This window comes from Bacteroides sp. A1C1 (assembly GCF_004328515.1).
GTDB classification, from domain to species: Bacteria; Bacteroidota; Bacteroidia; order Bacteroidales; family Bacteroidaceae; genus Bacteroides; species Bacteroides uniformis.
On sequence record NZ_CP036491.1, the window covers coordinates 503807 to 524979 of the forward strand.

Annotated in this window: 17 protein-coding genes, 2 tRNA genes and 1 pseudogene; 14 read left to right on the top strand and 6 right to left on the bottom strand. The window is 44.3% G+C overall.

Going from position 1 to position 21173, the window contains the following annotated elements; all coding sequences use genetic code 11:
* Window positions 1-5: 5 nt before the first annotated feature.
* The 3 genes from EYA81_RS02200 to EYA81_RS02210 all read left to right on the top strand — a co-directional run bounded on the left by EYA81_RS02200 (window position 6) and on the right by EYA81_RS02210 (window position 3470).
* Window positions 6-1151 carry a CapA family protein gene (locus EYA81_RS02200; RefSeq protein ID WP_131225321.1) on the top strand — a complete coding sequence of 382 codons (1146 nt, stop codon included), beginning with the start codon at window positions 6-8 and terminating at the stop codon, window positions 1149-1151.
* Window positions 1152-1241: 90 nt separating this feature from the next.
* A tRNA-His gene (locus EYA81_RS02205) sits at window positions 1242-1315 on the top strand.
* 460 nt (window positions 1316-1775) lie between these two features.
* Entirely contained in the window at window positions 1776-3470 is a 1695-nt protein-coding gene (locus EYA81_RS02210) for a B12-binding domain-containing radical SAM protein (protein ID WP_131225322.1), read from the top strand.
* 61 nt (window positions 3471-3531) lie between these two features.
* Here EYA81_RS02210 and EYA81_RS02215 read toward each other — a convergent pair whose 3' ends face one another.
* The 5 genes from EYA81_RS02215 to EYA81_RS02235 all read right to left on the bottom strand — a co-directional run bounded on the left by EYA81_RS02215 (window position 3532) and on the right by EYA81_RS02235 (window position 7419).
* Window positions 3532-5034 (bottom strand): glutamine synthetase family protein, encoded by a 1503-nt coding sequence (locus EYA81_RS02215; RefSeq protein WP_131225323.1) that lies wholly within the window; start codon window positions 5032-5034, stop codon window positions 3532-3534.
* A 141-nt stretch (window positions 5035-5175) separates the two neighbouring features.
* The gene (locus EYA81_RS02220) at window positions 5176-6177 is read right to left on the bottom strand and encodes a beta-ketoacyl-ACP synthase III (RefSeq protein ID WP_117600361.1); all 1002 of its coding nucleotides are present in this window, start codon (window positions 6175-6177) and stop codon (window positions 5176-5178) included.
* A gap of 185 nt (window positions 6178-6362) precedes the next feature.
* Window positions 6363-6716 carry a hypothetical protein gene (locus EYA81_RS02225; RefSeq protein ID WP_117965358.1) on the bottom strand — a complete coding sequence of 118 codons (354 nt, stop codon included), beginning with the start codon at window positions 6714-6716 and terminating at the stop codon, window positions 6363-6365.
* A gap of 68 nt (window positions 6717-6784) precedes the next feature.
* Window positions 6785-7102, bottom strand: a complete 318-nt coding sequence (locus EYA81_RS19315) for a hypothetical protein (RefSeq protein WP_174647008.1) — start codon at window positions 7100-7102, stop codon at window positions 6785-6787.
* 161 nt (window positions 7103-7263) lie between these two features.
* The gene (locus EYA81_RS02235; RefSeq protein WP_226791197.1) at window positions 7264-7419 is read right to left on the bottom strand and encodes a hypothetical protein; all 156 of its coding nucleotides are present in this window, start codon (window positions 7417-7419) and stop codon (window positions 7264-7266) included.
* Between the two features lie 706 nt (window positions 7420-8125).
* On the opposite strand from EYA81_RS02235, the gene EYA81_RS02240 reads away from it, so the two are divergent.
* From EYA81_RS02240 to EYA81_RS02295, 11 genes and pseudogenes are all read left to right on the top strand, one after another.
* A complete protein-coding gene (locus EYA81_RS02240) occupies window positions 8126-9409 on the top strand; it encodes a site-specific integrase (RefSeq protein ID WP_131225324.1) in 1284 nt (427 codons plus the stop codon).
* Window positions 9410-9472: 63 nt separating this feature from the next.
* The gene (locus tag EYA81_RS02245) at window positions 9473-10759 is read left to right on the top strand and encodes a YhcG family protein (protein ID WP_131225325.1); all 1287 of its coding nucleotides are present in this window, start codon (window positions 9473-9475) and stop codon (window positions 10757-10759) included.
* Window positions 10760-10771: 12 nt separating this feature from the next.
* A complete protein-coding gene (locus tag EYA81_RS02250; protein ID WP_131225326.1) occupies window positions 10772-11836 on the top strand; it encodes a hypothetical protein in 1065 nt (354 codons plus the stop codon).
* A gap of 221 nt (window positions 11837-12057) precedes the next feature.
* The gene (locus tag EYA81_RS02255) at window positions 12058-12366 is read left to right on the top strand and encodes a DUF3853 family protein (RefSeq protein ID WP_117701267.1); all 309 of its coding nucleotides are present in this window, start codon (window positions 12058-12060) and stop codon (window positions 12364-12366) included.
* A gap of 11 nt (window positions 12367-12377) precedes the next feature.
* Entirely contained in the window at window positions 12378-13445 is a 1068-nt protein-coding gene (locus EYA81_RS02260) for an AAA family ATPase (protein ID WP_131225327.1), read from the top strand.
* A 244-nt stretch (window positions 13446-13689) separates the two neighbouring features.
* Window positions 13690-13857: pseudogene (locus tag EYA81_RS02265) on the top strand (DNA primase); the annotation flags it as partial.
* A 562-nt stretch (window positions 13858-14419) separates the two neighbouring features.
* Window positions 14420-16228, top strand: coding sequence for a reverse transcriptase/maturase family protein (locus tag EYA81_RS02275; protein ID WP_004308094.1), 1809 nt, complete (start codon window positions 14420-14422; stop codon window positions 16226-16228).
* A gap of 4 nt (window positions 16229-16232) precedes the next feature.
* The gene (locus EYA81_RS02280; RefSeq protein ID WP_226791199.1) at window positions 16233-17165 is read left to right on the top strand and encodes a toprim domain-containing protein; all 933 of its coding nucleotides are present in this window, start codon (window positions 16233-16235) and stop codon (window positions 17163-17165) included.
* Between the two features lie 200 nt (window positions 17166-17365).
* A complete protein-coding gene (gene mobV / locus EYA81_RS02285; RefSeq protein WP_131225329.1) occupies window positions 17366-18724 on the top strand; it encodes a MobV family relaxase in 1359 nt (452 codons plus the stop codon).
* A 206-nt stretch (window positions 18725-18930) separates the two neighbouring features.
* Window positions 18931-20136 carry a hypothetical protein gene (locus EYA81_RS02290; protein ID WP_131226407.1) on the top strand — a complete coding sequence of 402 codons (1206 nt, stop codon included), beginning with the start codon at window positions 18931-18933 and terminating at the stop codon, window positions 20134-20136.
* Between the two features lie 6 nt (window positions 20137-20142).
* Window positions 20143-20598, top strand: coding sequence for a hypothetical protein (locus EYA81_RS02295; RefSeq protein ID WP_131225330.1), 456 nt, complete (start codon window positions 20143-20145; stop codon window positions 20596-20598).
* Window positions 20599-20818: 220 nt separating this feature from the next.
* On the opposite strand, the gene EYA81_RS02300 is transcribed toward EYA81_RS02295, so the two are convergent.
* Window positions 20819-20903 (bottom strand) — tRNA-Ser (locus EYA81_RS02300).
* Window positions 20904-21173: the final 270 nt, after the last annotated feature.

The window sequence follows — 21173 nt, forward strand, 5'->3', positions numbered from 1 at the left end:
ACGTAATGAAAACGCTCGTCGTCTTCATGACTGTCTTACTGTATAGCGTAACCCTTTCCTCTCAGGAAAGGATTACGCTATTATTTGTCGGTGACCTGATGCAGCACCAGGCACAAATAGACGCAGCACATGTATCTGAAGGAAAATATGACTACTCCTCCTGCTTCTCCCTCATAAAAGAGCAAATATCCCAGGCAGACCTCGCCATAGGAAATCTGGAAGTCACATTGGGGGGCAAGCCCTATCGGGGCTATCCTATGTTCAGCGCCCCCGATGAATATCTTCAAGCCATAAAGGACGCCGGATTCGATATTTTACTGACAGCCAACAACCACTGTCTGGACCGTGGGAAAAAGGGGATGGAGCGTACCATACAATTGCTCGACTCCTCCGGTATTCGTTACGCAGGCACCTACAAGAATCTGTCGGAGCGCAGGCAACGCTATCCCCTGTTCATCAACAGAAACGGCTTTCGCATTGCTCTGCTCAACTATACTTACGGCACCAATGGTATCAAGGCTACCTCTCCCAATATCGTAAACTATATTGATAAGAATACCATCCTGCAAGATATCCAAAGTGCCAAGGCACGCCAACCGGATGCCATTATTGCCTGCATGCATTGGGGAAAGGAATATCAGTCCCTTCCCAATCGTGAGCAACGCGAGCTGGCCAACTGGTTGCTCCAACAAGGTGTAACACATATTATCGGTTCACACCCTCACGTCATTCAACCGATGGAACTACGTACCAACGGTACCGAACAGCACATCATAGTCTATTCCTTGGGAAACTTCATTTCCAATATGAGCAAGGCCAACACTGACGGCGGCCTTATCTTCACTTTGCAGTTGGAGAAACATCCTCTCCCCCAACCCATCCGTCCCTCTTACAGCGGTCAGAATCAGACGCCCCTACCAGACTCCAATCCTCTGCCTTTTCCATACTGTCGTGTTTCCTATTGTGGATATAATCTGGTCTGGACCGGCCGGCCGGGACTTACTAAAGAAAAAAATTACATTCTTTATCCTGCCAGTTTTCCTACAGAACATTTAACTCCGGAAGCTCGTAAACACCTGGAAATCTTCGTCAAAAGCTCTCGAAAGCTGCTCCAGCAGCACAATATAGATATCTACGAGAAGAAAAAATAATGCAGAAATCTCAAAAAATTTCGTCTCATTCTTTGCAATATTAAAGATTATCCCTATCTTTGCACCGCATTTAAGAAATGCACTAACATGGTGGCTGTAGTTCAGTTGGTTAGAGCGTCAGATTGTGGTTCTGAATGTCGTGGGTTCGAGTCCCATCTGCCACCCGCAAAGAAGAGGAAATTCGAAAGAATATTCCTCTTTTTTGTTATTGTCCAAACAATTCCCCTCAAAGGGAGGCAACGTGGAATCAATGTAAAAAATTGTAGGGATACTCCTCACAGAGTATCCCTACATCATAGGAAGGAATCAATTACCTAAACCAGTTCTTGTACAAAAGAGTTTACTTTCTCAAAATGTTCAAAATAGCTGGAAACTTATTCCGATATTTTGCATTCTGTATCAATCACACTTAATAGCACTTCCTTCCTTACTTTATCAAGCCAGTGATAAGATAATCCGTTATCACCTTATAGAAATAAGAATACAAAAGAAATATTTCATCTTTCAAAAAACATTCTATACCAACACTCTACTATTTTCGATTTCCGTCATGCAAATATAACCCTTTTTGTTTATACGAAAAGCAAAATCAGTTATCTTTGCAAAGATGAAACTCAATTAAACATGAAAATTCTTTGGATAGACCTCAATAGCTCGTATGCACACTCTTCGTTGGCACTCCCTGCACTGCACGCACAAATAGCAAAAAACAATTCCGTAAAATGGGAAATCGTATCTGCCACCATCAATGAAAACGTAGGAATGATTGTCGACGAAATATACCGGCACCAACCCGACATCATTGCCGCAACAACATGGTTGTTCAACCACGAACAACTGTTGCACATCACGGCGAGATTAAAAGCATTGCTTCCCAATAGCTGCTTCATCTTGGGCGGACCTGAATTCTTAGGAAACAATGAAGACTTTCTGCATAAAAACCCTTTCATCGACTGCGTATTCAGGGGAGAGGGAGAAGAAGCATTCCCCCAATGGCTGTCTTGCTGGAACCAGCCGGAAAAATGGAACAGTATTCCGGGACTCTGCTATATGAATCCTCAAAAGCAATATATAGACAACGGCATAGCCCGTGTACTTAACTTTTCACGGCTCGTACCACCGGAAAACAGCTGTTTTTTCAACTGGAGCAAACCATTCGTACAACTGGAGACTACCCGAGGCTGTTTCAACACATGCGCATTCTGCGTCAGCGGTGAAGAAAAACCGGTGCGCACACTGTCCATTGAAAGTATCCGTGAACGCCTTCAAATTATCCACAGCCATGGAATAAAAAACGTACGCGTCCTCGACCGGACCTTTAATTATAATCCGCGCCGTGCTAAAGAATTACTGCAACTTTTCCTGGAATTCAACCCGGACATATGCTTTCACTTAGAAATACACCCTGCACTATTATCCGAAGAGCTGAAAAATGAATTGAAAAAGCTACCTCAAGGATTGCTCCATCTCGAGGCCGGTATTCAAAGCCTGCGCGAACCGGTCCTCCAGAAAAGCCGTCGGATGGGAAGTCTGGAGGATTCACTGCAAGGACTTCGTTTCCTATGTTCCCTACCCAATATGGAAACACACGCCGACCTCATTGCCGGCTTGCCTCTATACCGCCTATCCGAAATATTTGAAGATGTGCGTACACTTGCCGGATACAATGCCGGCGAGATACAGCTTGAATCCCTGAAGTTACTTCCCGGCACAGAAATGAGAAGAAGAGCGGAAGAACTGGGCATCCGATATTCTCCTCTCCCTCCTTATGAAGTGCTTCAAACAAATGAAATCAGCGTCAACGAGCTTCAAACAGCCCGGCAACTGTCACGTCTTCTGGATGGATTCTATAACACAACTGCTTGGCAAGCCATCACCCGCAAGCTGATTCTGGATGACAACGACTTCCTACGTCGCTTTCTGGAATTTTTAATCGATAAAAATCTTATAGACCAGCCCATGAGCCTGGAAAAGCGAGGTCTCGTACTCTATGAATTCTGCAGTATGCATTATCCGGCCTATAAAATCATGGTCACCATTGCCTGGATAGAGGCTGGCATGTCATTAAAGAAAAAACCAGCAGAGAAAGTCAAGACCAAGCGCCAGATGCCACCGGAATATTGGGAAGTCATCTATGGAAACTACAAAGAAAGCCTCCGCTTATGTTTTCTACCCATTGACGACAATACCCAAAATGGTTATTGGTTCGGCTTCGAATCGGAAATACAAAAAGCAGAACCAGTATTCAAAGCCAAAGGAATAATGGAGAGGTGTCAAAATACACAATCACCGCAGATTAACACAGATAAAAGTTCCTGATTATCAGAAATTCTATAGCAATCTGTGTAACCTGCGGTGAGTTATGCCCTCATTTCTTCTCCTATCCGCAGTGGAAATACTTCTCGACCAGTTTCAGCATCTCCTCCGGACTGTCTTGTATCTCTGCACGCAAGGTTCTATCCTCGTAAGAACGCAGTTTAGAGATAACCCCATCAACCATTGCAGGACTGAACACATGGTATTGTTCAAAGACAGCACGCTGTCTTTCCAAGCAATCGGCAGAAGCGGCACAACTATCAGGAAGCTGTTCCAGTTGTTTCAACTTATCTTCATTTTCTTTCTTGTGGATATTTACATTGACATATGTTTTTTCTGCAATTCCTAAAGCATCGTCTATCTCAAATCCATAACGGCAAGCTACAGCAAGTCCGGCAATCAATTGATACAAATCGGCCGAACCGTCAGGCGAACGCATTTCCACCGTCTGTTTCTGTGTAGTATCATAATGACTTGGGGTCTCCAACGGATTTGCCAACATGCACATATCCGTTTTTGCCGACCAGCCCAACGGAACGCGTACCAATACCGAACGGTTGCGGTCGCCCCAGCAAATGTTGGTCGGTGCTTCCTGATGAGGAACCAGACGAAAATAGGAAGTAGGATTTGTATTACCGAAAGCCGTAATGGAAGAAGCCAGCTTCATCATGCCCGCAATGGCCTTACGGGCTGTTTCAGAGAGTGCCCCATCTTTCAGCATCTGGTTCTGCCCGTCCTTCATGACACGCATATGTATATGCAATCCGGAACCGGCTTTTCCTGCCGTGATTTTCGGTGCAAAAGTAATGTTATATCCATACTGGCTAGCCAGATTACGAATAACCCATTTTGCTATCACCAGTTGGTCAGCAGCCTCCTCGGCACGCACCGGCAGGAATTCTATTTCATTCTGCTCATAAATCTTATCGTCCAGCGTAAAATTACCGACTTCAGAATGCCCATACTTTATCTGTCCGCCTGCCTGCGCAATATATGACATACATTCCGTACGGAAATCATTGAACTTGGCATAAGGGGCCGATTCGTGATAACCACGCTGGTCGGTAGCCGGGAACAATCCGTCATTTTCAGAAATGACATAATATTCCAATTCTCCCATAGCCTGAAATTCCATCCCCGTAACCGTAGTGAATGCCTGACATGCCTTACGCAGGGTATATTCCGGAGAACTTTCCAGCGGTTCACCATCCTTATTGAAATAAGAACAGAGCATTGACAGTGTGGGCAATTCAGAAAAAGGGTCTATAAAAGCAGTCCGAAAACGCGGCACTACATACAAATCACTGCTACCGGCCTCTATAAACGGAAACAAGCTGGAACCGTCTACGCGTTCACCACATGTAAGTATGGCATCAAGGTATGCTTCATTATTGATGACAAAGTTCAGTGTCTTCAGTCTCCCGTCTGCCGCAGGATACATGAAGTTCACCATACGAATGTCGTTCTCCTTTATATAGGAAACAATGTCTGCTTTCGTAAACTCGGAAGCCGGTTTTTGAAGGGCAGCCACCAATAGATTGGGGCTCATGGATAATTCCTGGTTCATAATACGCTGATTGTTTTTAGTTTTCTATATGGTTAACAAAACACATGCAATTTTCTGTCACAATAAAAAACTGCTGTTTCGCAAAGATACTAAAAGTTGTATCAGAAAAAAAACAAACAACCTAAATCTTATCAGAGAGCCTCAACCTTTTCCGTCGTATCCCCACTTCACGTAAATAGCCCCCCAAGCAAATCCTGCTCCGAATGCTGTAAAAACCAGTTTATCCCCCTTTTTCAGCTTATCCTCGAAATCCCATACGCACAATGGAAGCGTGCCGGCACTTGTATTTCCATACCGTTCTATATTGACCATTACCTTTTCGGGAGATACTCCCAAGCGTTGCGAAACAGCAGTAATTATACGCATGTTTGCCTGATGGGGAATCACCCAGTCAATGTCCTCCTTCGTCAAGTGATTCCTCTCCATGACCGCCTCACAAGCATCCGCCATATTGGCCACAGCATATTTAAAGACTGTACGTCCTTCCTGATAAATATAATGCATCCGATTGTCCAGTGTATAGTAAGATGGAGCACATACGGAGCCTCCCGCTTTGATATGTAAAAAAGGCAGACCTTTCCCGTCTGTTCTCAATACGGCATCCATTACTCCCATATCCTCCCGGGTGGGTTCCAGCATGAAAGCAGCAGCACCGTCACCAAAAATAGGACAGGTAGCGCGGTCTGTATAATCAATCACCGATGACATCTTATCAGCTCCTACTATGACAACCTTCTTATATTTTCCGGAACGTATGAAATTCGCCCCCGCCTCCATTGCATACAGAAATCCACTGCAAACAGCCTGCATGTCAAAAGCAAAAGCATTGTTCAGGCCCAATTTGTCACATAAGATGGACGCGGTAGAAGGAAAGTGATAATCGGGAGTGGTAGTAGCTACGATAACCAAGTCAATGTCATTCGGGCTGGTCTTTGTGCGCTGCATCAGTTGTTTCACAGCCTTACGAGCCATATATGAAGTTCCAAGCCCCTCCTCATGCAAAATGCGTCTTTCCTTTATACCAATGCGCCCCATAATCCATTCATCATTGGTATCCACCATTTTAGATATTTCATCATTAGTCAAGACATAGTCCGGAACATATCCTCCAACTCCCGTAATCACTGCATTCAAATTCTCCATTAATCCTATCCAGTTTAGTGTAAAATCAGGAATAACCCTATTATAAATATGCTATCAGAATATCACACTTTTTTCAGAATAGTCGTGTGACAATCTTTAATTAATGGGCGCAAATATACGAAAAGAGAATAAAAATCAATGAATCTGACAACAAAAGACATTAACTGTCTACAAATAATAACACTTTAAAACACAACGGGATTCACTACTATCCGAGCCCTGCAGGAATACTTCCGCATAACCTTTCTGCAAATAAAGAACAAAAAATCCGCTACCTGCAACGATGACGCACGATTGGCCGCACAACCGGGCACATTTCCTTTTCCAGCGAATGGAGCATCGCAGGCGGTTGGATGGAAGTTTTGATTACTCACATACTCATAACCGCCATACGTCCAATGCGTGTCTACATTCCCATTATCCGGGTCTGGCATATCCCACAAAGAAACACCAAACCGTGTATACCGGCGGGGAATGGGGAAGAGGAGATAACCTTTCTTCAGTATCTCCGTTGTCATGGGGCTCATTTCTTTTTCCATCTTTGTCTATTCTTAATTCGATAACATGACAAAGGTAAGGGACCAGCCAAGGGGATACAAATAAACAGTTAGAATCGGCTAAAAATTAATGAAATAAATAAGATGGCGGAAGAGGGACTCACCTCATCCTCCACCACCCTATATAATAATATACTAAAATAATCAGAATGTATTAGAAATACATTCTCTATTTTGCATATTTTTATTAATAAAACATGTTGCAAAGTTAGAATGGGAGAGACGTTGGCGGCTGCCATGCCATGAAGGATAGCACCCTCAAAGTTACTTTTCAATTCACTAATGATTTCACCTTTATAGGTAATACAATCCTTTTTAAGACCAAGAACTTTGCCAAACAAGCAATTGTCTTCTTCACCGTATTCCACGCTACCGAAATGTCCTTTGTACTTTAACTGTCCTATACTATTTTGTTATCTTTTGTTCTTTACTTTATTAATATTTCTCAATCAGTCTATTCTCACGAATATAAGTTAGTAATTGTTCATCACATCTCCTTTCATTATATTCGACGGATGCGGCTTATGCATTATATACGAATTTTTCCATCCGAACTAACCAATTTACTTCCTACCCCCAACTCCTCCCCTTCCTCCTTGAAGTAGCCCAGCACCTTGGCTGGCGTGAGACGGCAGCGTTCCACGCTTTTCAAGCGGCTCTGAAAGATGTAGCGGGAGCGCAGCATGAGGTATATAGTTCAAGCTACGGTGCAAGCGGTGCTGAAGGCAGGCTCTGACATCTTCAGCGGAGAGTTTCATTCCTTTGTTTGGGGTTGCTTTCATTGTAATGGTTATTTTAGAATTGACTGTTGATGTGACGGATTTGCAAAACGCATCATCCATCTGTGCCGGATGCATAATGCACACCGGGCAAACGGATGATGCGTTGGGAGCAAATGCACGTTGCGTTTTCGCTGATAAAGCCTTAATGAGCATTAAGGGTTGTTATATAATATAATATTAACCGCTGCCGGTTTGGAGGTTAGCGGAAAACATGTACATTTGTAATGTGTTTTTCATAGTATTAGATTTAAGGTTAACAAAAGATTGGCTGTCTGGGATAGATGGCCTTTTTTATGTTGTTTTCTGACCTGCTTCGTAGGATTAAGTTTTTAATAGATAAATACTTTAAGGCAGGCACAAGGGGATAAAAAAAGTCCCACAAATCATTGGATTTGTGGGACTTGTGTGTTTACTGTCCGTTTTTTCCGGTTAATTCAGCGGAGAGACAGGCTCTCGAACTTATACTTTCACAGAATCTCATAAAACCGCAAACAACTGATAATCAAGTGCAAATTACAATATAGAGTAAAACTAAATGTTTCTAAATGTCTTTTGCTATCTCAATAATTGGGTGTATATTTGGGTGTAGAATTTCAAACGCACCCAATTATGAATATCAAGCGTAACATCATTTTTGCATTGGAGAGCCGGAAAAAGAACGGTGTGCCAATCGTAGAGAACGTACCCATCCGTATGCGTGTCATCTTTGCCAGCCAACACATCGAGTTTACAACGGGCTACCGGATTGACGTAGCCAAATGGGATGCAGACAAGCAGCGGGTAAAGAACGGATGTACCAACAAGCTAAAGCAGAGTGCAGCCGAAATCAATACGGACTTGCTGAAATACTATGCCGAAATCCAGAATATTTTCAAGGAATTTGAGGTGCAGGAGGTTATGCCAACGACCCAACAGTTGAAGGAAGCTTTCAACATGAGAATGAAAGACACCAGCGAAGAACAGCCGGAAGAAGCCCCTGTCAGCTTTTGGGAGGTGTTCGATGAGTTTGTAAAAGAGTGCGGTAACCAGAATAACTGGACGGCATCCACCTATGAAAAATTTGCAGCAGTGAGGAACCACCTCAAAGAGTTCAAGGAGGATGCAACGTTTAACTATTTCAACGAGTTTGGATTGAACGAATACGTCAACTTCCTGCGTGACACTAAGGATATGAGAAACAGCACCATCGGCAAGCAAATGGGATTCCTCAAATGGTTCCTGCGCTGGAGTTTCAAGAAAGGACATCATCAGAACATTGCATACGATACATTCAAACCGAAACTGAAAACCACCTCGAAAAAAGTAATCTTCCTGACTTGGGATGAACTGAACAAGCTGAAAGACTACCAGATACCCAAGGATAAGCAATACCTGGAACGTGTGCGTGACGTTTTCCTGTTCTGCTGCTTTACGAGTTTGCGGTATTCGGATGTTCGCAATCTGAAAAGAAGCGATGTGAAATCCGACCACATCGAAATAACCACAGTCAAGACTGCCGACAGCCTGACGATTGAACTGAACAAATACAGTAAAGCCATACTGGACAAATACAAGGACATCCATTTCGAGAATTACATGGCTCTACCCGTCATCAGCAACCAGAAGATGAACGATTACCTGAAAGAGCTGGGCGAACTGGCAGAAATCAACGAGCCTGTACGCGAAACCTACTACAAGGGAAATGAACGTATTGATGAAGTCACACCCAAATACGCTTTGCTCAGTACCCATGCAGGAAGAAGGACATTCATCTGCAATGCGCTGGCTCTCGGAATCCCGGCACAGGTGGTCATGAAATGGACGGGGCACAGCGACTACAAGGCTATGAAACCCTACATTGACATAGCGGATGATATTAAGGCGAACGCCATGAACAAGTTTAATCAACTATAAAAGTATCAAACAGTTTCATAGATAGTTACCAATGACTATATTTGTAGAAATTATCATCACATTATGAGCAACAAGGAATCCAACATAGAAAAAACGAATTTTGATGCATTCATTCAAGCGGTCGGTTCGGAAATAGAACAGGCACAAGTAAGGCTGATTGTTGCAGCCAATGCACAAATGCTGTTCCATTACTGGAAGGTAGGCAATTACATCCTTTATCACCAGCAGCTACACGGATGGGGAAGCAAAATCATCAAGCAGTTGGCAAAGGCTATCCGACTGCATTACCCTGAGAAGAAAGGCTATTCGGAACGTAACCTTACCTATATGTGTCAGTTTGCAAAAGCATATCCTTTAAGAGCGTTGCAAAGTTTCATAGAAACAGATGCAAGACTGATAGCACCAAACGTGAAGAAAATTGAGGATGAAGTACACTTCTTAAACGATTTTCAATTTACGCAAGAGCCTCTTGCGCAAATTCAATCTGCTGATAACAAAGAAATGATAATCACGCAAGAACCTCTTGCACAAATCCACAATGTTACCAAAACTGTATCTGATATTTACCAAATGGAAATTAAGGATATAGAAAGCGTATTCATGACATCACCTGTTGCAAGAACTAATTGGGCAAGCCATGTGATTATGCTTAACAGTTCACTTCCATTGGGTCTAAGCTACTGGTACATGAAGCAGTCTGTGGAAATGGGATGGAGCAGTAATGTATTGAAATTACAGATTGACAGTGATTTGTATAGCCGACAAATCAGCAACAACAAGGTTAACAATTTCACGACCACACTTCCGGCTCCACAAAGCGACCTTGCCAATTACCTGCTCAAAGACCCGTACATCTTTGATTTGGCAGGAGCCAAAGAAAAAGCAGACGAAAGGGATATTGAAGAACAGCTGGTGAAACACGTTACCCGCTACCTGTTGGAAATGGGCAACGGTTTTGCCTTCGTTGCCCGGCAGAAGCACTTCCAAGTAGGAAACAGCGATTTCTTTGCCGACCTGATTTTATATTCCATTCCGTTGCACGCATATATTGTCATAGAATTGAAAGCCACTCCTTTCAAGCCGGAATATGCCGGACAACTCAACTTTTACATCAACGTGGTGGATGATAAGTTGAGAGGGGAACACGACAACAAGACCATCGGTCTTTTGTTGTGCAGAGGGAAGGACGAAGTGGTTGCCCAGTATGCCCTTTCCGGCTATGACCAGCCCATCGGCATCAGCGATTACCAATTGAGCAAGGCAATTCCCGAGAAATTGAAATCAGCGTTGCCCAGCGTAGAAGAAGTGGAAGAAGAACTGGCTTCTTTCCTTGACAAAGACCCCCAATAATAAGAGTATGCCATGCAGAAAACGATAATAACCCTCATTCCTCAATACGGAGAACTGAACAGAATCTGCAAAGACTGGATTGTAAGCCATACTTTCTCTTTTGAAAAGCAGAAATTCATCGTTGATTTCTACTCGGAATGGAGCGATATAAAGGCTTTTGAGCGAGCTATCCTTGAACTGGTGCTTCATACACCGCCAGAACCATGTGCCCTGCTGCTGAAAAGCCTGAAAAAGGAAGTCAGAGAATACACACGGCTTTATGAAGCTTACCGCCTTCCCCATGATGAGGTGATTATGCGTGTATGCAACCAATACGCAGACAGCTACAAAGAAGCCATCAAGGAAGAGATGGAAGTGGTGAACAGGCTGCGCAAACCGATGAACGAAGCCAACAACCGCTATGATTCCATCGGCTACCGAGAGCATACACCCGAAGAAGAAAAGCTGGCGGAAAGAGAATATGAGCGTTGCAAGGCTGAATATGAAAAGGGGAAAGCCCAGCTGGACCATCTTTATGAGCAGCAAACCCTTCTCTGGAAAGAGGCCCGGCAATACATGAAAAACCGTTGCGATGACATCTACCTGCTTAGCGTACACTTCATGGGCATCCTGACCAAATATGTACCGGACGAAGAAAGCCAACCGAACGAAGCAAACAGGCAGAGCCGTACAGACAGCCAGCCGGAAACTGAAACGGCAACCGCATCGGCTACGGCTACAACAGCCGGATTGCCTGAATATTTCAGCATGAAACTGATTTCCCTCATTCATGAAGTTTGTGCAGGGGAACAGTTTGAAGACATTACCGCACCGGATTTCTATGCCTGCATGAATCTGCATCCCTGCCAATGCGTATTGAAAATAAAGCCAAGGGAAAAGATACGGGTATGCTATCTGATTTCCCTGATGAGGGAGCAGTTGCCGGGGCAGGATAAGGACAAATGGAAGGAAGCCATCCTGAAACACCTAAATATTGATGAAAACTATTACAAGTCCAAGTACAGGGAACCCGTCTCCGATTTACCCAGCATTCCCAATCAAAAGTTCGTCAAAGAAATGGGCGGAATATTCCGATAACCCGTGATATTCCAATATATTTTACGACATGACCACTTATACCACTCAAAATAATTTTTGAGTGGTATTTTTATTTCTTGATATTCAGCGATATAACAGAACAATCCGTATCTATCATCCACATACTTACCACTCAAAACCCTACCTAATTTTGCATCGTTCGAGAACAGAAAAAACAGCCTGTGCGCAGGGCTATTGTCAAACAACTAATCATACGGACGATGAACAACCTCAAAGAACTGTTAGTGAAACCCGTCTGGCAGATGACAGGCGAAGAGTTCCTTTTTCTAAGCAGACACGCTTCGGTACAGGCAGAAGCGCAAACACAGCCGACCACCGACACGGAAAGAAAGTACGTGTACGGCATACTCGGCATAGCCAAGCTTTTCGGGTGCAGCCTGCCCACAGCCAACCGCATCAAGAAAAGCGGAAAGATAGACAAAGCCATTACCCAGATTGGACGCAAGATTATCGTGGATGCGGAACTGGCGCTGGAACTGGCTGGCAAGAAAACCGGAGGACGCAGATAAAGGAGGTGATTATGGACTATATAAAAGAAATATCACCCGAACAAGCCGTTATCCTCTGGCAGGAATCCCGGCTAAGTCTGTCAAGATGTTACGAAAAAGCCCCCGAAATTCTGAAAGTACACGGCTCTGTCATCGGGACGCTGGGCAATTTCAGTACATCCATCGGCAAAGCCAAGAGCAAGAAGACCTTCAATGTATCGGCTATCGTAGCTGCTGCATTGAAGAACGGTACTGTGTTACGATATGCAGCTGAACTGCCCGAGGAAAAGCGGAAAGTGCTTTATATAGATACGGAGCAAAGCCCCTACCACTGCCTGAAAGTGATGAAGCGGATCCTGCGGATGGCAGGATTGCCCGACGACAGGGACAGCGGTTATCTGGAGTTTCTCGCTTTGAGAAAATACACCCCGGAACAGCGCATCAGCATTGTAGAACAGGCTATCTACCACTCACCGGATATTGGGCTGGTCATCATAGACGGCATCCGGGATATGGTGTACGACATCAACAGCCCCGGTGAATCCACCCGCATCATATCCAAGCTGATGCAGTGGACGGACGACAGGCAGATCCATATCCATACGATACTGCATCAGAACAAGGGGGATGAGAACGCAAGAGGGCATATCGGTACGGAACTGAACAACAAGGCGGAAACAGTCCTGCTGGTGGAAAAGGACAAGGGGAACAGCGACATCAGCCATGTTTCCGCCATGCACATCCGGGCGATGGACTTCGAGCCTTTTGCATTCCGCATCAACGACCGAGCCCTGCCCGAACTTGCGGAAGGTTACAAGCTGGAAGCAAGGAAGCCGGGAAGACCTGTGGAGGAAAAGTTTGACCCCCACAAGGATATTAGCGAGCAGCAACACCGCATTGCACTGGAAGCGGTATTCGGGTTGAAAGAGGAATACGGCTACAAGGAACTGGAAGAGGCTTTAATCAAAGTCTATCCCACGGTAGGTATCAAACTGAACCACCAGAAAGCTGTTACCCTTATCACCATGCTGCGCAACAAGCGGATGGTAGTGCAGGAAAACGGCAGGAAGTATTCCTTCAAGCCAGACTTCCACTATTAAACTGAACCGTCTAATCACTTCACTTTATTTCCGTATCCTATATATACGAGAATATCGTGAAGTGATTATATACAGACCGAACTTCACGGAAGAAGTTACGGGCAAAAAGAGAAACAACCGCTTCACTTTATTCCGGGGGTGTATATAATAGGAATAAAGCTAAGCGATGATACAGACCGCATACATTTAAGAGTTGCGGGCAAAAAGAGAAATAATCAACGTACTCACTAAAAACGATTTCCTTATGAACATCGAGACTGCAAAACAAATCAATCTGGCTGACTACCTGCACAGCCTGGGTTATTCACCCGTCAAACAGCAGGGTATCAACCTCTGGTACAAATCTCCCTTGAGGGAAGAAACGGAGGCTTCCTTCAAAGTGAACACCGAACGCAACCAGTGGTACGACTTCGATGCGCCCATATAGGCTACACAATAAATATCTCTATGGCAAGAGATTAGGTTAGAGTTCAACAGACCTATCCTCAACGACTTAGCTGGAGGAGAAATCCAAAGGTGACAAAAGCATGTCGGTAAAGTCATTAGTCAGCTAAATACCAAGCTGCGACTGCATGGCGAGAGGAAAAGACAGACACAAGGATGAAGCCTGATTGGTTGAACGATAGTTCTGCTGCACACGTACCAGCCCCGACGAAAGGTATTTGATTCACGTCGGGCTGAAGCACCCCATGTAAACCGAAATTACAATGGAGCAGGAGCTGGCTTCAGAGCAACCACAATAAGTGGAATAGGAACGTAAGTCGCATCCGACAGTCTGCCGAGCCAAACAGTTATTGTGAAAGCAAATGGGGATTCCCTAAATCAGAATGCCGTAAGGCTATGGGCATAGGACCCTGAATATCTGACATGGGAACGGAGCTTCCGTAGTAGTCCGAGCAAGGGAAAGCCTTGTACATGGCGAAGGGAAGCAGTTAGATAACTTAATACAAATAATGGAAAATGTGTGAGACATTATGAGAAGTCCTGAGCAAGTATTAAAAGCTTTAAACAAGCATGGTAAAGTTTCGGATTACAAGTTCGAAAGGCTGTACCGTATCTTATTCAATGAGGAGATGTTTCATGTTGCTTACCAGCGTATTTACGCCAAACCAGGCAATATGACACCCGGTACGGATGGGAAAACCATCAATCGGATGAGTCTTCAAAGAATAAACAAAGTCATTGCATCTTTGAGAGATGAGTCTTACAAGCCTAATCCGGCAAAAAGGATATACATACCCAAGAAAAACGGTAAGAAAAGACCGCTTGGAATTCCTTCCTTTGAGGACAAACTTGTACAGGAGGTGGTGCGCATGATTCTTGAAGCCGTCTATGAAGAGGTGTTTGCAAACACCTCACATGGATTCAGACCAAACAGAAGCTGCCATACCGCATTGACCCATATCCAAAAGACATTTACAGGTACAAAATGGTTTGTGGAAGGAGACATTAAAGGATTCTTCGACAACATAGACCACAATGTATTGATTGCAACTTTGCGGAAACGGATTGCCGATGATAGATTTCTAAGGCTTATCCGCAAGTTGTTGAATGCGGGATATATTGAAGACTGGAAGTTTCATAATACAAACAAGGGAACTCCACAAGGCGGTAATATCAGTCCTATACTGGCAAACATTTATCTTGATAATTTTGACAAGTATATGGAAGAATACGCCCTACGCTTCAATAAGGGAAAAGAAAGACACATCACCAAAGAATACAAGCAACTTAGCGATAAGATGCAACGCATCCTTAAAAGCATCAAGAACATACAGGATGCAGATGTCAGATTACAGCTTAGGGATGAGTATGAGAAACTGAGACGTGAAAGGCAAAAGATTGAGAGCAGAGACAGTATGGATGAAACATACAGAAGGCTTCGATACGTAAGATACGCAGATGATTTCCTCATTGGTGTTATCGGAAGCAAGGCAGAGTGCGTTAAAATCAAGTCGGACATTACCAAGTATATGGAAGAAAACCTCAAGCTGGAACTGTCACAGGAAAAGACATTGATAACAAACGCACAAAAGCCCGCGAAATTTCTTGGCTTCGATGTTTCAGTCCGTAAGTCTGATGCTATCAAGCGGGACAAGAACAATGTGCCAGCCCGTTATTACAACGGTAAGATAGTCCTAAAGGTCGCCATAGAAACGGTGCGGAACAAACTGGAAGAATACAGCGCCATCAGATACAAGGTAGAAAATGGCCGACAAGTTTGGTTTGCAAAGTTCAGAGGCAATCTTATGAAGAAGAAAATCGAGGACATAGTGGCGGCATATAACTCTGAAATCAGAGGGTTCTACAACTACTACTGCATTGCCAACAACGTGGCATACGCGCTCTCAAAGTTTGGATACATCATGGAGTACAGTATGTACCATACCATTGCAGGAAAAACCAATAGCACTGTAAGCAAAGTCATTGACAAATATAAGGTTGGGAATGACATTATAGTGCCATATCAGGATGCAAAAGGTAAATTACGGTACAGGAAATTCTATAATGAGGGATTCAAACGTAAACCACCAATGTACTATACGGAGGTAAACGACTTATCCTACACAATCGCAATTCCACAGCCGACACTTACTGAGCGATTGGATGCGAGAACATGTGAATTATGTGGAAAAGTCGGACCTGTAGTCATGCGTCATGTCAGAAAGCTAAATCAGCTTAAAGGAAAAACTGAATGTGACAGGCTGATGCTTGAAAAGCATAGGAAGACATTGGTTGTCTGTGAAAAGTGTTATGCCAAAATACACAGCCATGCTAAATAAAGTCATGTTATCAACGGAGAGCCGTATGCGTGGAGACATGCAAGTACGGTTTGGGGGCAGGTACGGGAAAACCTACTGCCGAAAGGCAGTAAGGCGTTCTGTACCGAGCCTACGTTTAGGGAAAGGGGGCGGCATCATTGAACTGGCTGCACACCTGTATGCTACCGACCATGTACCTTACCTGCTGGAGCGGATTGCGGAACAGACACCGCATGTACACCCGGTATCTTTCTCTTTTGGCAAGCAGGACTCTTTCGGTCCGAGCTTCCAGCAGCTGGAGATAGTACCGTTATCATCTCCTGCCCTGCTTGCATACCTGCAGAAAAGAGGAATAAATCTGGAGCTGGCAAAAAGAGAATGTAGCGAAGCCCGTTACACCCACAACGGCAAGCGTTACTTTGCCATCGCCTTCCCTAACGGCTCGGGTGGGTTTGAGGTTCGTAACCCCTATTTCAAGGGCTGCATCGCGCCCAAGGAAATCTCCCACATCAAACAATCGGGGAAAGCAAGGACTTCCTGCTATGTGTTCGAGGGATTCATGGACTATCTTTCCTTTCTGACATTGAGAAAGGAGAGCTGCCCGGATTATCCGGAATTGGACGGGCAGGACTACATTGTATTGAACTCCGTATCGAACGTGAACAAGGCTCTCTATCCGCTGGGCAGCTATGAGCGCATCCACTGCTTTTTCGACAACGACCATGCAGGACTGGAAGCACTCCGGCAAATCCGCATGGAATACGGCAGAGACCGATACATCCGGGACGCTTCGCAGATTTACAGAGGATGCAAGGACTTGAACGAATACTTACAACAGCAGAGAGCCGGAAAGCAGGCGGAAGCCATCCGGATGAAAGCTGAAACAGCAAGCCGACAAAAGGGAAAAGAAGCCACCGGGGAGGAACCAACCAAACGGGGCAGAGGGCTCAGCATGTAGGGACGGGCGCGTGGACTTTTCCATGCTGAAAAAGTCGTAGCTCATTAGGGGATTTTTCGAGCCGCATTACAAGTAACGCTAAAAATCCCCCAATGAGCCAACGGGGTTCCACCCCTCTGGACACCCCCGATGAACGGCTATGCCGCCCCCAAGAGGGGTAAGAAAACAAATGTCTAACGAATCAGAAAGAAAGGAAGAACATGGGATTCGCAGTATTGCATCTTGACAAAGCGCACGGGTCGGACAGCAAGATGTCCGACCACATCGAAAGAAAGACCACCCCGAAGAACGCAGATCCGACACGGACGCATCTCAACCGTGAGCTGATTGAGTTCCCCAGTGGAGTAACCAACCGCAACGAAGCCATCAGCCACAGGCTGAAAAGTGCCGGACTGACACGCAAGATAGGCACCAACCAGGTACGTGCCATCCGCTTCATCCTATCGGGAAGCCCCAAGGACATGAAGCAGATAGAGCAGGCAGGCAAGCTGGATGAATGGTGCAGGGACAGCGTGGAATGGATGAAACGTACCTACGGCAGCGAGAACGTGGTTTCGGCCGTGCTGCACATGGACGAGGAAACACCCCATATCCATGCCACCCTCATCCCTATCGTCCAGACTGAACGCAGAAAGAAGAAGTCAGAAAAGCTGGTGAAGAAAAACTACCGCAAGAAACCGAGCGGTGCAGCACGGCTGTCAGCCAATGACATCATGACCCGGCATAAACTGAAAGCCTATCAGGACGGGTATGCACTGGCTATGGCCAAATACGGATTGAAGCGAGGCATTGTCGGCTCGGAAGCCCGGCATACCACCACCGCCCAATACTACCGTGACCTGCTGAACCAGACAGAGGACATACAGGAAAACATCGGTCTGTTGCTTGCCGAAAAGGAACGGGCGGAAAGCGAGCTGGCTAAAATCAAAAGTGAAGCCAGAACCGAGCAGTTGAAAAACAAGGCTACGGATGCCATGACAGCCATTGCCAGCGGTGTCGGTTCTCTTTTCGGTAGCGGTAAGCTGAAGGAGCTGGAACAAGCCAACGGAAAGCTACAGGGTGAAATAGACAAACGTAACAATCAGATTCGTCTGCTGAACGACCACATGAGGATGCAGGAAGAGCGTCACAGCACAGAGAAACACTGCCAGCAGGAGGTACACCGACAGGAGCTGAACATGAAGGTGAAGAAAATAGAAGAGCTGAATGAAATCATCGGCAAAGCGTTCAAATGGTTCCCCATTATGAGAGAAATGCTGCAAATGGAGAAGTTCTGCAAGTCAGCTGGATTTACACAGGAAATGATAGACGTACTTTTGGCTAAAAGGAAGCCCATCGTTTGCAGTGGCAAGCTGTACTCCACACAGCATAGACAGTCATTCAAAATAAAGGATGCGGTCTGCAAGATTGAGGACGATTTGACCGAAGAACATAAGTTGGTGCTGACCATAAACCGACAGCCCATAGTACAATGGTTTAAGGAACAATGGGAAAAGTTAGAGCAGAATCTGCGTAATTCGGTGCAGAGAGAACAAAAAAACAGAGGATTCAAATTATAAATTCGTTCAACATAAAGCAAAATCTCGATTAAATGACTAATTTTACATTTGTGTAGAATCATCTACCCAAGAATAAAAAATCAAAGAAACGGTATGTTCATCTGATTGCTTAGGATGAAGCATAATTGGCTCACGTTTCTCATCATCCATTTAGCCACTCGAATGGGGCCAATAGAGTATATGATACGAATATGAATAAAATGTTCATGCCTTTTATGGTGCTTGTCTGCCTGCTCTTAACGGCTTGCGACAAGGATGATGTTTTACCAGCAAGACCCATGGAGTGGTCATATGAAATCATTACGCCTGCAAACGTCCAATTTTTAAAATCAACCACAGACGTTTCTCCGTCCTATTTTTTTGAGACGAATGGCAAGGGAGGCAATATGGTAATGACTTGCGAGAATTATGATGTGCTCAACCCCATATCAGGAGATTCTTACGTATACGATTGTGGATGGGCCACCCTCAAGATAGAAGGCAATCAGGTGAAAATTCACTTTCCTCCATCGACTTCTAATGATGTTGCACACGAAGAGATTCAGATTTCAGCCAATGATGGAGAAAGAAAGGTTTATACGCTTATCTGTTTATCCAGAGCTATTAACAATGATGGACCAACAGATCCAGAACAAGAACCTATACCAGAAGAAGCGAAGTTCAAGATGATAATGTCCGAATATACTCCCTTTATGAGGATTGAAAGTCCGCTGCCGGCGCCTCTCGATTTGATTACCTTTCGAATCACGGATATAAACGGTGAATATTCACCCATAGACATCCCTGAGTTCACACACTATTATGATTCTATTGTGTGGAGCGCAGATGATTTTCCTCACACATTCAAAGTGGCTGAAAACAAAGTTTCTGCAGAAAGCGCAGAAACACATATCACTACACAATGGAGTTCGCACTTCTTCAAGAGCGGTACGGTAAAGAGCCATCTGAAAGGCTACCGCGATGGAAAAGTGGAATATGAAACTTCGCATCGCATCACGCTTTATGACCGCGATTTTTTGGGACTTGAATGGGGCGCAATTAATCTACAGAAGCCTACGAATCTGACGGCCTATTGTCTGTTGGATCGAAATTATGAGTACAAGTTGTATGACATTGTTGCCAAGGGCTATAATCCTTATTCTCTATTTGTCCCAGTAAACCATAAATTGCTGCCGGATGCAGACTTTCTGCCGACAACTAAAAAGGCAGTCATGATACTGATGGAAAACAGTATTGGTACTGGAGAAAATGCCAACGGCAAAGAAAGTCTATTCAAATGTCTGCCTGAAAAAGGTGTAGTGGCTGAAAGGTATTGGGAAAACGAAACCACCCGCATGCTGATGTTGCATCAGCTTCCTGATGAGGAGGAATCGGCAGAAGAAAGCTATTATTTGCATATCGAACCTAAATAAGTATTTATGAATAGAGTAATTATCACATTCCTATTTTTTATCGGAATAGCCGTATCATCTTGCACAACCTCTAAAAGCGTTGTGTCGCAAAATGCAGATTTGTCTAAATATGAATATGCCTCAATCATCAACAATGACACCTATCACATTCCTGCCCAACTGATGGAATACGAAATACAGTTGTTTGATGCAGTAGAAGGCTCTCGACTTACGTTGGTCAGTGATATGCGTATAAATGAAATGACTGCAACACAACAGTCAAAACTGCTTATGGTAAAATATGGGGTAGATATTTTAGAAGAAGAATCCATTGTAACTGTGAATTTCATAGATTTCCTCACGGGTCGCCCGATAGCTTCATGTCGTGGTGCATACAGTACATTAGGATTGAGCGTATCTGCAGACATTAGAGGTGCTATAAAACGTGTTGCCAAACAAATTGAAGCCACATTTCCTAAGTAATGCAATGCCACTTAAATAACTAAAGGTTGCCTATCTAATGCATTCGCATGTACATAGGCAACCTTTGATGTATCTTTTTATTTTAAGAAGAAATAGTATCTTGTTTAATAAACCCCAGCAAAAATCCATTTCTTAAATAATACAAAAACACCCAGTTTTACATTCTTGGGTGTAAAACTGGGTGTTTATTTTGCAATTTGCTGATTTTCAGCGTTTATTGCGGAGAGACAGGGATTCGAACCCCGGGTGCCTCGCAGCACAACGGTTTTCAAGACCGCCGCAATCGACCACTCTGCCACCTCTCCAAAACTTCTTTTTCAGAAGTGCTTTTCTTTTAAAGCGGTGCAAAGATACAAATCATTTTTTATTCTACAAACTTTTCTGCACAAAAACAGAGCAATTATACCAAAATTCTTGTTTATACCCACTACGGAACGAACATAACGGCATTTAGGCTGTTTGTTAAAATTTATCAATGGCAAGATAATATTTTATAACTTACTGAATATCAGTATGCTTACAAAGAGTCACATTCAGTATACGATTGAACCCTATTCAGTATACGACTGAATGGC